The following is a 14,632-nucleotide window of genomic DNA, read 5'->3' as shown; positions in this document are numbered from 1 at the left end:
CGCTGGATCGATCGGGGGACGGGGACGGGTGAGCAAGAGCACAGAGTCGAAAGCCGCGCGGGGCCTGCTGGGCCTGCGCCCGGTGTCGCTGGTGTCGTGGCGCGATGCCTTCGCCACGCTCGCGCCGATCGTGCTGATCAGCGCGGCCGCCATCTTCGCCGCGCTGCACTTCATCCGCCCGGCGCCGCCCGATTCGCTGACCATCGCCGGTGGCCCGGCCGGCAGCAACTTCCAGGCGGTGGCGGAGCAGTACCGCGGCATCCTCGCGCGCAACGGCGTGGAACTCACGGTGCTGCCGTCGCTGGGCTCGGCCGACAATCTCGACCGCATCAGCCAGGGCGAGGTCGATCTGGCGCTCGTGCAATCGGGCGTCACGCGCGAAGGCGGCACCGACGACCTGGTTTCGCTGGGCACCATGTTCCGGCAGCCGGTGTTCATCTTCTACCGCGCCGCCAAGCCGATCGCGCTGCTGTCGGAGCTGGCCGGCAAGCGCGTGGCCGTGGGCCGCGAGGGCAGCGGCACGCACTTTCTGGCGCTGGCCCTGCTCGACGGCAACGGCATCGAGCCCGGCGGCCCGACCACGCTGCTCGATCTCGAAGGCGAGGGCGCCAAGCTCGCGCTGCTCGAGCGCAAGGTCGATGCGATCTTCCTGTCGGGCGATTCGGCGAGCATCGGTACCGTGCGCGACCTCATGCATGCCGAAGGCGTGCAGCTCTACGACTTCACGCAGGGCGAAGCCTACGAGCGTCGCTTTCGCTATCTGAACCGGCTCGACCTGCCGCCCGGCGCCTTCGATCTCGGCAACAACTTGCCCGATCACCGCATCACCCTGATGGCGCCGACCGTGGAGTTGCTCGCGCACAACGACCTCCATCCGGCGCTGTCGGACCTGCTCATCGAAGCTGCAAACGAAGTGCACAACCGCGGCACGCTGCTGCAGAACCCGGGCGAGTTTCCGCACCCGATCGAACACGATTACCCGATGAGCGGCGATGCCACGCGCTACTACAAATCGGGCAAGGGACTGGCGTACCGCTACCTGCCGTTCTGGCTCGCGAGCCTGGTCAACCGCGCGCTCGTGGTGCTGCTGCCGCTGATCGTCGTGGTGATTCCGGCGCTGCGCTTCGCGCCGAACCTGTACGGCTGGCGCATCAAGCGGCGCATCTACAAGCGCTATGGCGAGCTCATGGAATTCGAACGCGGCGCGCTCGAGACGATGACGCCCGAGCGTCGCGACGAACTGCTCGCCAAGCTCGACGAGATCGAGAAATCCATCATCAGCGCGAAGATTCCGGGCATGTTCGCCGACCGGCTCTACATTTTGCGCCGCCACATCCAGTGGGTACGTGAGAGCCTGTCGGCGGGCACGGTGGCGCCGAAGGAGAATCGGGCGACGGTGCTGCTGAACTGAATCCCGAGGGCCACAGGAGTTCGCTGCCATGAGCGTGACGAAGAAACGGGCCGACGAGCTGCTTGGCCTGCTGAAATCGCGGTTCGAGCAAAACCCCGCGCGGCATCCCGGAATCGACTGGGCGCAGGTGCAGGCGCGTTTGGATTGCTATCCCCGGAAATTGCGCGCGCTTGACGAAATGGAAGCCAGCGGCGGTGAGCCCGATGTGATCGGACAGGACGCCGAGACCGGCGAGCTGATCTTTTGCGATTGCTCGGCCGAGAGCCCCGCGGGCCGACGCAGCGTTTGCTACGACCGCGAGGGCCTGGAATCGCGCAAGGAGCATCGTCCGGCCGATAGCGCCGTCGACAGGGCCGCGGCGATGGGCGTCGAGCTGCTCACGGAAGCCGAATACCGGCAGCTGCAGACGCTCGGCTGCTTCGACGCCAAGACCTCGAGCTGGGTGCGGACGCCGGCCGCGATTCGCGCGCTCGGCGGGGCGCTGTTCTGCGACCGGCGCTACGACACGGTCTTCGTCTACCACAATGGGGCGCAGTCGTATTACGCGGCGAGGGGTTTTCGCGCTTCGCTGCGCGTCTGAGCGCGCCGTCTCGTCCGCATAGGGGAGGCTCGCGCTCCCGATGCTGCGCATAGTCGTTCATTGATCGGCTGGCGATCGGGAGGCGGCAGCGTGAAGGCAGGCAAGGATTTCATTCCGATCGTGATCGCGTATCTGCTCTGCATCGCGGCGGGATACGCGGTGCTCGGATACGCGGGGCTGCCGCAGCCCTGGGACGCGTTCGCGGCCGACATCGTCGCCACGCTGGTGATCTTCGCCTTCAGCGTCGCCTTTCGGAACTCGAGTTTCTACGACGCCTACTGGAGCGTGATTCCACCGCTGCTGGCGCTCTGGTGGATGCAGTCGCACACCGGCATGAGCGGCGATGCGCGCGCGATCATCGTGATGGCGCTCGTCTGCGTGTGGGCGATCCGCCTGACGACCAACTGGGCGGCGCACTGGGGCGGCTTGAATCACGAGGACTGGCGCTATCCGCTGGTCCGGGCGCGCGCGGGCAAGGCGGCGCTGCTCGCCGATCTGTTCGGCATTCACCTGTTTCCGACCGTGCAGGTCTTCCTGGGCTGCCTGCCGATCTACGCGGTCATGAGCCGCGGCGGCGCGCCGCTGGGCTGGCTCGATGCGCTGGCCTTCGCGGTCACGCTCGGCGCGATCCTGATCGAAACCATCGCCGATCTGCAGCTGCATGCTTTCGTCGCGCGGCGTGAACCGGGCGCCTTCATGCGCTCGGGATTGTGGGCGTGGTCGCGGCATCCGAATTATTTCGGCGAGCTGGGCTTCTGGTGCGGGCTCGCGCTGTTCGGGCTCGCCGCCGCGCCATCGCAATGGTGGTGGCTGACGCCCGGAGCGCTCGCGATGGCGGCGATGTTCGTTTTTGCGAGCATTCCGTTCATGGATCGTCGCAGCCTCGAGCGCAGGCCCGCGTATGCCGACTACATGCGCCAGACCTCGGCGCTCGTGCCGCTGCCGCCGCGCCGTTGAGGCGACGTCGTCGCGCTATGAGCCTCGCGGCTCTCCGTTGATCGTCGCGATGACGAGCCTGGCGCCGCCGTGGTCGCGGTGCTCGCCCAGGTAGATTCCCTGCCAGGTTCCGAGGCGCAGGCGTCCGGCGGCGATCGGCAAGCTCAGCTGGCAGCCCAGCAGGCCGCTCTTGAGGTGCGCGGGCATGTCGTCGCCGCCTTCGTCGACATGCCGGAAATAAGCGGCGCCATCCGGAACGGCCCGATCGAACCAGCGCCCGAAATCGCCGCGCACGGCCGGATCGGCGTTCTCGTTGAGGCTCAGCGAGGCGGAGGTGTGCTGGAGCAGCAGATGCAGCAGGCCGATCTCGATTGCGCGCAGCTCGGGCAGCTGTGCCTGGATCTCGTCGGTCACCAGATGAAAGCCGCGCGGACGCGGCTTCAAGCGAATTTCGATCTGCTTCCACATGCGGGCAGCATAAACACTCCGTCTCCAGGGACGCGATGAGAGCCGCCGTCGGCGCGCGTCCCCGGCTTCGCGCAGCCTGCCTCGATTTCTCCCGCGGGAACTGACACACGCTTCAGGCTCGAGGGGATGTCGGGCGGTCTGCCGTCTCCCCGAATGACATATTTGAAGCGCTTCAATAAAGGCTCAATGTTTCTTGACAAAGAGTACCCTATCGATCAGTCTTAACTCCGCGACTATAAATATTCCGGGCAATCGCCCGACTGCGGATGGAGGAGAAAGGTGCAAAAAAGCTCGCTAATTAAAGCGGTTACGGGGGTCGTCGGCTTGCTCGCGACCTTGCCGGCGATGGCGCAGGTAGAAGCGCCAATGCCCGAGGCTGCTCCCGGGACCCAAAATGAAAGCGCTATCGATCAGCTGGCTCCGGCTGCCGCCGGGGACCGCGCTGCCCAGCCGGGTGAGGCGACCGCCAGTTTCGGTATCGAAGAGATCATCGTGACCTCGCGCAAGCGCGCCGAATCGATCCAGTCGGTTCCGCTCGCGGTCTCGGCGGTCAGCGGCGATGCGCTCGAACGCGCCAACGTCAGCGACGTCAGCCAGCTGTCGACGCAGGTGCCCAGCCTCACGATCGTGCCGGGCTCTTCCGGCAGCAAGGCGATTCCGACCTTCGCGATCCGCGGCCAGAGCCAGCAGGAGCTCACGATTCTGGCCGATCCGTCGGTGCCGATCTACATCAACGACATGGTGATCGAACGCCAGCAGGGCGTGAACCAGACGCTGTTCGATCTCGAATCGGTCGAAGTGCTCAAGGGTCCGCAGGGCACGCTGTTCGGCCGCAATTCCACGGGCGGCGCGATCAACATCAAGGCCAACCGTCCGTCGAAGATTTCCGAAGGCTACGTCGGCGCCACCTTCGGCAACTTCGGTCGCTTCAACACCACCGGCATGGTCAACGTGCCGATCACCGATTGGGCGCAGCTGCGCGTGGCCGGACAGACCACCGACAGCGACGGCTACATCAAGGACGTGGTGCTCGACGAGAACATCAACCACGAGCACACCAAGGCAGCGCGCGTGTCGCTGGCCCTGCAGCCGGCCGAAGGGCTCGATTCGCTGTTCACGTACAGCCGTTTCATCGAGGACGACGGCGGCACGGGCGTGTTCATCCAGAAGCTGGCTCCGGGGTCGGCTGCGTATTCCACGAGCCCATACGCGACGGCGCTCGGCTATCAGGGCGCGCTCAGCGGCGAGCAGATGCTGGCCGACCAGCAGGCACGCGGCATCTACAAGACCGCCAGCGGCGCCGACCAGTACACCAAGATTTCGACCTGGGACATCGCCAACACGACGACCTACGAGCTCAACGACAATCTGTCGGTGAAGAACATCGCGGGTTATCGCCGGGTGACCGGCGGCAACTTCGACGACATCGACGGCATGCCGATTCCGTTCTTCCAGATCGCGCGCGACTACGACTTCAAGCAGTGGTCGGAAGAATTCCAGCTGTCCGGCAACACCGAGACGCTGAACTGGATCGTCGGTGCGTACTACTTCAACGAGAAGGGCGGCACCAAGGACTACAGCATCACGCTGAAGCCGGCCACCACCTCGCCGGGCAACCAGATTCCGCAGCCGCATCCGAATCGTTTTCCGGGCTGGTCGCTGACCTGGCCGACGGGCGAGAACACCAGCAAGTCGGTGTTCGCGCAGGCCACGCAGAAACTCGATCCGCTGCTCGAAGGCCTGGCGCTGACCGTTGGTGCGCGCTACACCTGGGACGAGCGCATCGCGCGCGTTCGCAACCGCAGCGGCAATTCGACCAATCCGGACGGACCCGAGGTCTGCCGCTTCTCGCGTGACCTGGACGGCGATGGCACGGACGAAACGCCGGCCGGCCAGGTGCCGATCGCCGATTGCGACGTCTCGTTCAAGAAGGACTTCAGCGAGCCGACGTACAACATCAGCCTCGATTACCAGGTCACCAAGCAGAACCTCGTGTACCTGGCGCATCGTCGCGGCTATCGCACCGGCGGCTTCGGTGCACGTGCGGCGACGCAATCGGCGCTGTCGGAAACCTACGATGCCGAAATCGTCACCGACTTCGAGCTCGGAACGAAGAACGACTTCACCGTCGCCGGTCGTCCGCTGCGTGTGAACCTTGCGGCCTTCTATTCGGACTACAAGGACATCCAGCGCCTGCTGACCGATCCAAACACGAATCCGCCGCAGACCGTTCCGGTCAACGCGGGCAAGGCGACGATCAAGGGTGGCGAGCTCGAACTGACCTTCATGCCGACGGATCATCTGACGCTGTCGGGCTTCTACTCCTACGTCAATGCGGGTTACGACGAGTTCCTCGACTGCGGCGTCGATGCCGATCCGAACACGCCCGGCGTTCAGTGCACCGATCGCAAGGACCAGCCGTTCGCCCGTGCGCCGAAGAACATCTACAGCATCACGGCCCGCTACGACCTTCCGGTCGATTCCAGGATCGGTGCTCCGGGTGTCCAGCTGAACTACTACCACACGGATGGGTTCTCCTCGAACGACAGCTACCACCCCGAGCAGGCCGTCAGCGGCTGGAATCTCATGAACCTGCGTGCCGACTGGACGAGCGTGATGGGTTCGAGCTGGAACGTCGGCATGTCGGTCAACAACCTGCTCGACAAGGAGTACGTGCTGCCGGTCGGCGACGTGTACACCAGCTCGATCATCGGTGTCGTCAGCCGCACGCCGGGTGCACCACGCACCTATCTGTTCGACGTGCGCTACAACTTCTGAACCGGAAGTCGAAGCAAACAAAAAAACCCTCGCATCGCGAGGGTTTTTTGTTGGGGTCGCTATTTAGAAAAACAGCGAGCGAAGCGCGCTGGACAAGGTCCCGCTTAAAGCGAGCTCACCAGATGTCCGCCATCGACGGCGAGGATTTCACCGGTGATATAGCTGCCGGCGTCCGAGGCCAGCAACAGCAAGGGACCATCGAGCTGATCGAGCCTGCCGAAGCGGCGCTGCGGCACGCGCGACATGAGCTTCTGCCCGGGCTCGCTGAGCAGGAAATCCTGGTTCAGGTCGGTGACGAAATAACCCGGTGCGAGCGCGTTGACGCGAATGCCGTAGCGGGCCCACTCGAGCGCGAGCGATCTGCTCAGCTGCAGCACGCCGGCTTTCGATGCGGCGTACGGAGCGACGGCGCCGGCGACGCGCAGCGCGAGGATCGAGGCGATGTTGACGATCGCGCCGGGCTTTTTCGCGGCGACGAGCCGCTTGCCGGCTTCCTGCGCCACGCGCCAGACGCCACCGAGATTGGTGCCGACGACCATTTCCCAATCGTCTTCGGTCTGTTGCAGCGCGGGCTTCGAAGTCGTGGTGCCCGCGTTGTTGACGATGATGTCGGCGACGCCGCCCTGCGCTTCGATCGCATCGAAGCCGGCCTTCACCGATTCCGCATCGGTCACGTCGAGCGCAACCGCATGCGCCTTGCCGCCGGCGGCGACGATCTCGTCGACGAGTGTTTGCAGCTTGTCCGCACGCCTGGCGGCGACGATGAGTTCCGCGCCGTGACGCGCGAGCGTCAGCGCGAAGTGGTGTCCCAGTCCGCTCGAGGCACCGGTGACGAGCGCGCGACGGCCGCTCAGATCGAACATCGAAGTCATTCGTGGATTCTCTTCAGTCGATGGAAAGAATGGCGGTCGCCTGGCTCGACAGCAGTCCGCCGTTCGCGTGCGCGAGTGCGAGCCTGGCGTCGGATACTTGCCGCGCTCCGCATTCGCCGCGCAGCTGGCGCACCGACTCGACGAGCAGGAACAGTCCGAACATGCCCGGGTGGCAATACGAAAGCCCGCCGCCGCTCGTGTTCACCGCGAGCTTGCCGCCCGGCGCGATCGCGCCGCCCTCGACGAAACGTCCGCCTTCGCCTTTGGGGCAGAAGCCGAGGTCTTCGAGAAACAGCAGGGTGTTGATCGTGAAGGCGTCGTAAACCTGCACGACGTCGATGTCGGCGGCTGTGACGCCGGCCTGCGCATACGCGCGCGCGCCGGATTCGACTGCGCCGGTCACGGTCAGGTCGGGCATCGACGAGATGTCCGCGTGCGTGACCGCACTCGCGGCAGCGAGCACCGACACGGGCTTGCGTCTGCAGTCGCGTGCACGATCGGCGCGCGTCAGCACGATCGCGGCGGCCCCGTCGGTGACGAGGCAGCAATCGCGCAGGCCGAGCGGATCGGAAACCAGGCGCGCGTTGACGACATCGTCGATCGACAACTCATCGCGTGCGCAAGCCTCGGGATTGAGCTGGGCCCAGCGGCGAGCGGCAACGGCCACTTCCGCCAGCTGGCGCTTGCTGGTGCCGTACTCGTGCATGTGGCGCGCGGCCGCGAGCGCGTAGGCCGAGATCGGCCGCAGCGGCTTGTACTGCGCATCCCAGAACGCGTTCTTCGAGGTCTGCACGAGCGCACCGCTCGCGGTCGCCTGGTTGCTGCCGTAGCAGATCAGGGCCACGTCGCAATAACCCGCCGCAAGCGCAAGCGCCGCGTGTTCGAGATGCAGCAGAAACGCCGAGCCTCCGCTGCGATTGTTGTCGGTGAGCTTGGGCCGTATGCCGAGATACTCCGGCAGGCTCAGGCCCGACAGCGTGTCCTGCGGCTGGGCGACGAACAGCGCATCGACGTCCGACAGCGCGAGCCCCGCGTCGTCGAGTGCAAGCAGGGCGGCGCGTGCGGTCAGGTCGATCGACTCGAAGCCCGGCGATTTGCCGACGCCGAAGGTCGCAGCGCCGACGATCGCCACCTGGCCGCCCGGAAAGCCGTTGCGGTAGGCGCTCATGTGTTCACCTCGGCAGTCGACTCGAATACGACCAGCGGCGAGCCGTTGTCGTCGATGATCTTCGCCTTCACGGCCATGCCGATGCGCACCCGCTCGGCCGGAATGCCGACCACGCGCGACATCATGCGCGGGCCCTCGGCGAGATCGATCAGGGCGACGTTGTAGCTCGGCTCCGGCGGCTTCTTGCGGACGACGGTCGACGAATAGACCACACCGGCTCCGCTGGCTTCGACCCACTCGAGACCGGTGTCGCCGGTCCCGGGCTCGGCGACGCGCGGGTAGAACACGTAGCGGCCGCTGGCCTTCGCGCGCTGGATCATGAAGCGGCCCTGCGCGAGAAAGGCCTTGAACTGCGCTTCCGGGTGGATCGCGGTCGCGGTGCGTTCGTCGCTCATCTTCAGTTGCCGGTGAACTTCGGAGCGCGCTTCTCGAGGAAGGCGCGGGTGCCTTCCTTGAAGTCTTCGGACTGCGCGAGCAGCGGCACCGTGGTGCCTTCGAAATCCATGAACTGATCGAGCGTCATCGTCGATGCCACGTCGAACATCTGCTTGGCGAGGCCGAGCGCGAGCGTCGGTGCCTCGACATAGGTCCTGGCGAGCGCGATGGCTTCGTTCATGAGCGCATCGTCGGCGACGATGCGCGTGATCAGCCCCAGTTCGAGCGCCTCTTTGGCGCCGAACATGCGCGCCGAATAGACCAGTTCCTTGGCCTTGGCCACGCCCAGATAGCGATTGAGGAACCAGACGTTGCCGGCGTCGGGCGACAGGCCGATCTTGCGCTGCACGCAGCCCATGCGCAGCGACTCGGTCGCCAGGATCGTGTCGCAGGCCAGCGCCATCGACAGTCCCATGCCCACGGCCACGCCGCGGATCGCGCCGATGATCGGCTTGTTGACGCGGCCGAGGCCCTTGATCGCCTTCTGCATGTGGCGGGCCTTGAGCAGCGAGCCGTTGATGCCGCCCTTGGCCATTTCGCTGACGTCCGCGCCGGCGCAGAAATCGGTGCCCGCGCCGGTGAGGATCACCACGCGCACTTCGGAATCGTCGTTGATCTGCTCGGCGATCTCGGCGATGCGGTCGCGCATCGCCAGCAACATCGCGTTCTTCTTGTCGGGGCGGTTCAGCGTGATGGTGGCGATGCCGTCCTGGACGGCGTAATCGATCGACATGATGCAGTGACCTCGTCGTGAAAGAGGGAAACAAATGCTTCCGGATCCAGGAATGCCGGCTCGCTGGCGTTCGTGGTTTCGTTCTATTAGGATACCATTTAACAAACCTCAGGAAACCAGACCGGCAGGCTTCGAGGAAGGCACCGTCGGCAGAGCTCGGAAATCCGGGCCGCCGCGTCTTCTGTCCAGCTTCGCTCCGCATCAGAAACGCATGGTCACACTCGGCCACATCATCGAACGCAACGAACGCCTGTTTCCCGAGCGCCCGGCGCTCGTGTTCCAGGATCGTTCCGGCGACCGTCGCAGCACGCACGCGCAATTCGCGCAGCGTGCGCGCCGCCTGGCGTCCGCGCTCGAGCGTCGTGGCCTGCGCCGGCAGGATCGCTTCTCGGTGCTCGCGATGAACTGCGCCGAATACGTCGAGGCCTATGCGGCGGCCGAGTGGGCCGGCTTCCTGATCAATACGGTCAACTTCCGCCTGGCCGCGGCCGAGATCGCCTGGGTGGTTCGCGATGCGGCTCCGAAGCTGCTGATCTTCGAAGAACAGTACACTGAAGTCGTGGCAAGCCTGCGCGAGCAGTTCGACAGCGTCGAACGCTACGTCTGCATCGGCGAGGCGCCGGCCTGGGCGGAGAACTTCGAGGCCCTGATCGAAAGCGGCGACGTGAACGGCTCCTCGTTCCGCTCGCAGGCCGACGATTACCTCTGCCTCATGTATACCAGCGGCACCACCGGCAAGCCCAAAGGCGTGGTGCACCGGCAGAGCTCCTGCCTGCGCATCGCCGAAGTGCTGTCGAGCGAGCTGGGCTTCAACTCGGATTGCCGCCTGCTCGCGATCGCGCCGATGTTTCACATGGGCGCGCGCACGCTCGCGCAGTCCTCGTACTTTCGCGGCGGCTGCATCGTCCTGCATCGCGGCTTCGACGCACAGGACGTGAATCGCTGCTTCGAGCGGGAGCGCATCACCGCCGTGCATCTGGTGCCGACGATGGTGCAGTCGATACTCGATGCTCCGAACTTCGGCCAGCATGATGTTTCGAGCCTCGAAATGCTCATGTACGCGGCGGCGCCGATGCCGGTACCGCTGCTGCGTCGCACGGTTGAGGCCTTTGGCCCGATCACCGTCAACGGCTACGGGCAGACCGAAGTCAACGGCATCAGCTTCCTGCATCCGCACCAGCATGTACTCGACGGGGATGACCGGCAGATGCGCCGTCTCGCCTCGGTCGGACAGGCGCATTGGCAGTGCGAGCTGCGCATCGTCGACGAAGCCGGAAACGAGCTTCCGCGCGGGCAGATCGGCGAAGTCTGCGCCCGTTCGCAGACCGCGATGGCCGGCTACTGGAACAACACGCGCGCGACCATCGAAACCCTGCGCGACGGCTGGGTCCACACGGGCGATCTCGGCTATCTCGACGACGAGGACTATCTGTTCCTGGTCGATCGCAAGAAGGACATGATCATCAGCGGCGGCGAGAACGTGTACTCGCGCGAGGTCGAAGAAGCGCTCGTCGCGCACGAAGCCGTGCTCGAAGCCGCCGTCATCGGCGTGCCCGACTCGCGCTGGGGCGAGGCGGTAAACGCCGTGGTCGTGCTCAAGCATGGATGCACGCTCGAAGCCGAAACCCTGATCGCGTTCTGCAAGACGCGGATCGCCTCCTACAAATGCCCGAAGAGCGTGGCGTTCGTCGCCGAACTGCCGCGGCTCAACACCGGCAAGATCAACAAGGTGGAGCTGCGCATGCAGTTCTCGCCCCAGCACTAAGAGCACCCGGCTCATCATGCAAAGCTTCAGCTTCGATTCCGTCGAGCTCCCCGGCAGCATCCCCGCACTGCGTTCCGAAGTGCGGGCTTTCCTTGCGCAGGAGCGTGATCGCTGGCCGGCCGAGCGCCGCGCCAATTCCTGGGCCGTGTTCGACGCCGATTTTTCCAGGCGCCTCGCAGCACAGGGCTGGGTCGGCATGATCTGGCCCAAGCAGTACGGCGGGCACGAGCGCAACAGCATCGAGCGCTACGTGGTGCTCGAAGAACTGCTCGCCGCCGGAGCGCCGGTCGGCGCGCACTGGATCGCCGATCGCCAGTCCGGCCCTGCGATCCTGCGCTTCGGCAGCGAAGCCCAGCGCGAGCGTTATCTGCCCGGCATGGCACGCGGCGAAATCTATTGCTGCATCGGCATGAGCGAGCCGAACGCCGGCTCCGATCTCGCCTCGGTGCGCACGCGCGCCGAGCGCTTGCCCGACGGCCGCTGGAAGATCAACGGCCAGAAGATCTGGACCACGCAGGCGCAGCGCTGCAGGCTCATCATCGCGCTGGTGCGCACGAGCCCGGTCGACGACAAGAATCGCCAGGCCGGTCTTTCGCAATTCCTCATCGAGCTCGACACGCCGGGCGTGCAGATACGCCCGATTCCGGATCTCGTCGGCGATGTGCATTTCAACGAAGTGTTCTTCGAGGACTGCATCGTCGATGCCGAATGCCTGCTCGGCACCGAAGGCGAGGGCTGGAAGCAGGTCACCGGCGAGCTCTCGCTCGAACGCAGCGGGCCCGAGCGCTACATGTCGAGCCTCGCGCTGCATCTCGAGCTGCTCCGCGCGGCCGGGCCGAATCCATCCGGGATTCTGCGACAGGCCATCGGCCGCACGGCGGCCGAACTGTGGACCTTGCGCCAGATGTCGCTCTCGGTCGCGGGCCAGCTCGCGGCGGGCCGCGATCCGAGCATCGAAGCCGCGATCGTCAAGGACCTCGGCAACAGCTTCGAGCAGGCGCTGCCGGCGCTCGTGCAATCCATCGTGGACGAAGGCGTAAGGCTCGAGGCCGATAGCGATCTGTCGCGCGTGCTCGCGTTTCTGCTGCAGACCTCGCCCTCGTTCTCGCTGCGTGGCGGCACGCGCGAAATCCTGCGCGGCATCATCGCGCGCGGCCTCGGCCTGCGTTGAAAGGAAAGCCCATGAGCGAACAAAGCCAGATGCTCGCCGACACCGTGACGCGCTTGTTGCGCGACACGCCCATGCACGAAGCCGCTGTCAACGAATCGATTTCTGGAGAAGCCGGCGGTGTCGTCTCCCCCGCATGGCATGCCGGGCTGTGGGCTCAGGTCGTCGACCTGGGCCTGACTTTGTTGCTCGTCTCCGATGAACGAGGCGGTGTCGGCGGCGATTGGGAGGACGCGCTCGCGGTGCTGCAGCCGCTCGGCTACTACGCGGCCCCGATTCCGGTCGGCGAAGCGATGCTCGCCAATCGTCTGCTCGCCGATGCAGGGCTCGATCTCGCCGAAGGCGTGACGACGCTCGCGGTCCAGGTGGAAGGCAGCTTGCAGAAGCGCGGCGATGGCTACGTTTTCAGTGGCGCGCTCATCGGCGTTCCGTGGGGGCGCCAGGCCGAAACCGTCGTGACGGTCGTATCGATCGACGGTCGGCCGCACGTCGTCGCGCTGAGTCGCGAACATGCATCCGCGATCACGCAGGCGCAGAACCTCGCATTCGAGCCGCGCGACGATCTGCGTTTCGACGACACCGGCGTGCAAGCCGCCGCGATCGACACTCGCGAAGCCAGGGCGCTGTTCGACTACGCCGCGCTGCTGCGGCTCGCGCAGATCACCGGAGCGCTCGAAGCGGCGCTGCATCGCTCGATCGACTACGCCAAGGAGCGCAAGCAGTTCGGCCGCGCGATCGGCCAGTTCCAGGCGGTGCAGCAGCAGCTCGCACTGTTCGGCGTCGAGGCCGCGGCCGTGGCCTGCGCGGCACGCTCGGCATTCCGCGCTGCGGCAAGAGGCGACGCGGCCTTCGCGATCGCCGCGGCCAAGCTGCGCGCGAACATGGCCATCGGCGTCGCCACCGCGACCGCGCATCAGGTGCATGCGGCGATCGGCTTCACCTGGGAATACGCACTGAGGCAATCGACGCAGCGCCTGTGGTCCTGGCGCAGCGAATTCGGCAACGACCGCTACTGGGCCGATCGCATCGGTAGCGCAGTCGCCGCACGCGGCGCCGATCACTTCTGGTCCGACCTCACGTCGCGCGACGACGCCGTCGCCGTCTGACCGCCAACGAACTCAAAGAGAATTCACATGCAGGACGCTGTCATCGTTTCCGTCGCCCGCACCGGCATCGGCAAGGCCTTTCGCGGAGCGCTCAACAACACGCACGGAGCCACCATGGGCGGCTTCGTGATCGAGCAGGCCGTGCGCCGCGCGCGGCTCGAAGGTGGCGAGGTCGATGACGTCCTGCTCGGCTGCGCCTGGCAGGAAGGCGCAACGGGCTCGAACATCGCGCGCCAGGCCGCCTTGCGCGCGGGCCTGCCGGTGAGCGTTGCGGCCGCGACGGTCGATCGCAAGTGCAGCTCGGGCCTCAACACGATCGCGATGGCGGCGGCGCGCATCATGGCCGGCGAAGCCGAGGTCATCGTCGCCGGCGGCGTCGAATCGGTGTCGCTCGTGCAGGATCATCGCAACACGTTTCGCGGTCGCGAAGACTGGGTGGCCGAACATCGGCCGGGCGTCTACGCGACGATGATCGCGACGGCCGAAAACGTCGCGAGCCGCTACGGCGTCTCGCGCGAAGCCAGCGATGCGTTTTCGCTGCAGAGCCAGCAGCGCACGGCCGCCGCGCAGGCCGCGGGCCGTTTCGACGACGAGATCGTCGCGTTCGCGACGACCCGCCAGCTCAAGGACAAGCAAGGCCAGGTCACCGGCGAAGAAGCCGTCACGCTGACGCGCGACGAAGGCAATCGCCCGGAGACGAATGCAGAAGGCCTCGCCAAGCTCAAGCCGGTGATGGGCGAGGGCTACACGGTGACCGCGGGCAACTCGAGCCAGCTGTCCGATGGCGCTGCCGCCGTCGTGCTCATGAGCGCGAGCGAAGCCGCGCGTCGCGGGCTGCAGCCGCTCGGTGTGTATCGCGGCTTTCAGGTCGCCGGCTGCGAACCCGACGAGATGGGCGTCGGCCCGGTCTACGCGGTGCCCAAGCTGTTGCAGCGCGCAGGCCTGCGCGTGAGCGACATCGACCTGTGGGAACTCAACGAAGCCTTCGCGGTGCAGGCCGTCTACTGCCGAGACCAGCTCGGCATCGATCCTTCCAGGCTCAACGTCGATGGCGGCGCGATCTCGATCGGCCATCCGTTCGGTGTTTCCGGTACGCGTCTCGCGGGCCACGCGCTGATCGAAGGCCGCCGTCGCAAGGCCAGGTACGCGGTCGTGACGATGTGCGTCGGCGGCGGCATGGGCGCCGCGGCGCTGTTCGAGATCGCCTGAGCC

13 protein-coding genes are annotated in these 14,632 nt (G+C 66.0%); 8 read left to right on the top strand and 5 right to left on the bottom strand.

Annotated elements, in window-relative coordinates; translation table 11 throughout:
• Nucleotides 1-28 precede the first annotated feature (28 nt).
• The 3 genes from WQQ_RS04815 (at nt 29) to WQQ_RS04805 (ending at nt 2,948) form a co-directional block, all read left to right on the top strand.
• On the top strand, nt 29-1,411 hold the full coding sequence (locus WQQ_RS04815; RefSeq protein ID WP_007183948.1) for a TAXI family TRAP transporter solute-binding subunit: 1,383 nt from the start codon (nt 29-31) through the stop codon (nt 1,409-1,411).
• A 28-nt stretch (nt 1,412-1,439) separates the two neighbouring features.
• Nucleotides 1,440-1,991, top strand: coding sequence for a DUF4256 domain-containing protein (locus WQQ_RS04810; protein WP_007183947.1), 552 nt, complete (start codon nt 1,440-1,442; stop codon nt 1,989-1,991).
• Between the two features lie 90 nt (nt 1,992-2,081).
• Nucleotides 2,082-2,948 carry a DUF1295 domain-containing protein gene (locus tag WQQ_RS04805; protein WP_007183946.1) on the top strand — a complete coding sequence of 289 codons (867 nt, stop codon included), beginning with the start codon at nt 2,082-2,084 and terminating at the stop codon, nt 2,946-2,948.
• Nucleotides 2,949-2,963: 15 nt separating this feature from the next.
• On the opposite strand, the gene WQQ_RS04800 is transcribed toward WQQ_RS04805, so the two are convergent.
• Nucleotides 2,964-3,395 (bottom strand): secondary thiamine-phosphate synthase enzyme YjbQ, encoded by a 432-nt coding sequence (locus WQQ_RS04800; protein ID WP_007183945.1) that lies wholly within the window; start codon nt 3,393-3,395, stop codon nt 2,964-2,966.
• A 492-nt stretch (nt 3,396-3,887) separates the two neighbouring features.
• Here WQQ_RS04800 and WQQ_RS04795 point away from each other — a divergent pair, with 492 nt between their 5' ends.
• A complete protein-coding gene (locus WQQ_RS04795; protein WP_192812946.1) occupies nt 3,888-6,173 on the top strand; it encodes a TonB-dependent receptor in 2,286 nt (761 codons plus the stop codon).
• A gap of 104 nt (nt 6,174-6,277) precedes the next feature.
• Here the strand turns inward: WQQ_RS04795 and WQQ_RS04790 are convergent, their stop codons facing one another.
• From WQQ_RS04790 to WQQ_RS04775, 4 genes are read right to left on the bottom strand one after another with little or no spacing between them, the layout of a single operon-like run.
• Complete coding sequence (locus tag WQQ_RS04790; RefSeq protein ID WP_040453024.1) at nt 6,278-7,045, bottom strand: SDR family NAD(P)-dependent oxidoreductase; 768 nt, start codon at nt 7,043-7,045, stop codon at nt 6,278-6,280.
• A 13-nt stretch (nt 7,046-7,058) separates the two neighbouring features.
• Nucleotides 7,059-8,213, bottom strand: coding sequence for an acetyl-CoA acetyltransferase (locus WQQ_RS04785; RefSeq protein ID WP_007183942.1), 1,155 nt, complete (start codon nt 8,211-8,213; stop codon nt 7,059-7,061).
• A complete protein-coding gene (locus WQQ_RS04780; RefSeq protein WP_007183941.1) occupies nt 8,210-8,608 on the bottom strand; it encodes a Zn-ribbon domain-containing OB-fold protein in 399 nt (132 codons plus the stop codon). Before WQQ_RS04780 ends, WQQ_RS04785 begins: the two co-directional genes overlap by 4 nt.
• A gap of 2 nt (nt 8,609-8,610) precedes the next feature.
• A complete protein-coding gene (locus WQQ_RS04775) occupies nt 8,611-9,381 on the bottom strand; it encodes an enoyl-CoA hydratase/isomerase family protein (protein ID WP_007183940.1) in 771 nt (256 codons plus the stop codon).
• A 211-nt stretch (nt 9,382-9,592) separates the two neighbouring features.
• Here WQQ_RS04775 and WQQ_RS04770 point away from each other — a divergent pair, with 211 nt between their 5' ends.
• From WQQ_RS04770 to WQQ_RS04755, 4 genes are read left to right on the top strand one after another with little or no spacing between them, the layout of a single operon-like run.
• Nucleotides 9,593-11,146 (top strand): long-chain-fatty-acid--CoA ligase, encoded by a 1,554-nt coding sequence (locus tag WQQ_RS04770; protein ID WP_007183939.1) that lies wholly within the window; start codon nt 9,593-9,595, stop codon nt 11,144-11,146.
• Nucleotides 11,147-11,162: 16 nt separating this feature from the next.
• Nucleotides 11,163-12,317 carry an acyl-CoA dehydrogenase family protein gene (locus WQQ_RS04765; RefSeq protein ID WP_007183938.1) on the top strand — a complete coding sequence of 385 codons (1,155 nt, stop codon included), beginning with the start codon at nt 11,163-11,165 and terminating at the stop codon, nt 12,315-12,317.
• An 11-nt stretch (nt 12,318-12,328) separates the two neighbouring features.
• Nucleotides 12,329-13,420 (top strand): acyl-CoA dehydrogenase family protein, encoded by a 1,092-nt coding sequence (locus tag WQQ_RS04760; RefSeq protein WP_007183937.1) that lies wholly within the window; start codon nt 12,329-12,331, stop codon nt 13,418-13,420.
• 27 nt (nt 13,421-13,447) lie between these two features.
• Nucleotides 13,448-14,629, top strand: coding sequence for an acetyl-CoA C-acyltransferase (locus WQQ_RS04755; protein WP_007183936.1), 1,182 nt, complete (start codon nt 13,448-13,450; stop codon nt 14,627-14,629).
• Nucleotides 14,630-14,632 lie beyond the last annotated feature (3 nt).

The organism is Hydrocarboniphaga effusa AP103 (genome assembly GCF_000271305.1).
Classification (GTDB): Bacteria; Pseudomonadota; Gammaproteobacteria; order Nevskiales; family Nevskiaceae; genus Hydrocarboniphaga; species Hydrocarboniphaga effusa.
This window is presented reverse-complemented; position numbering and strand designations above follow the sequence as displayed.

What these genes read in the sequence shown, in the direction of transcription:
- WQQ_RS04800 (WP_007183945.1), bottom strand. Translation starts at nt 3,395, where the DNA reads ATGTGGAAGCAGATCGAAATTCGCTTGAAGCCGCGTCCGCGCGGCTTT.
- WQQ_RS04770 (WP_007183939.1), top strand. Translation starts at nt 9,593, where the DNA reads ATGGTCACACTCGGCCACATCATCGAACGCAACGAACGCCTGTTTCCC.
- WQQ_RS04780 (WP_007183941.1), bottom strand. Translation starts at nt 8,608, where the DNA reads ATGAGCGACGAACGCACCGCGACCGCGATCCACCCGGAAGCGCAGTTC.
- WQQ_RS04765 (WP_007183938.1), top strand. Translation starts at nt 11,163, where the DNA reads ATGCAAAGCTTCAGCTTCGATTCCGTCGAGCTCCCCGGCAGCATCCCC.
- WQQ_RS04755 (WP_007183936.1), top strand. Translation starts at nt 13,448, where the DNA reads ATGCAGGACGCTGTCATCGTTTCCGTCGCCCGCACCGGCATCGGCAAG.
- WQQ_RS04785 (WP_007183942.1), bottom strand. Translation starts at nt 8,213, where the DNA reads ATGAGCGCCTACCGCAACGGCTTTCCGGGCGGCCAGGTGGCGATCGTC.
- WQQ_RS04775 (WP_007183940.1), bottom strand. Translation starts at nt 9,381, where the DNA reads ATGTCGATCGATTACGCCGTCCAGGACGGCATCGCCACCATCACGCTG.
- WQQ_RS04810 (WP_007183947.1), top strand. Translation starts at nt 1,440, where the DNA reads ATGAGCGTGACGAAGAAACGGGCCGACGAGCTGCTTGGCCTGCTGAAA.
- WQQ_RS04760 (WP_007183937.1), top strand. Translation starts at nt 12,329, where the DNA reads ATGAGCGAACAAAGCCAGATGCTCGCCGACACCGTGACGCGCTTGTTG.
- WQQ_RS04790 (WP_040453024.1), bottom strand. Translation starts at nt 7,045, where the DNA reads ATGACTTCGATGTTCGATCTGAGCGGCCGTCGCGCGCTCGTCACCGGT.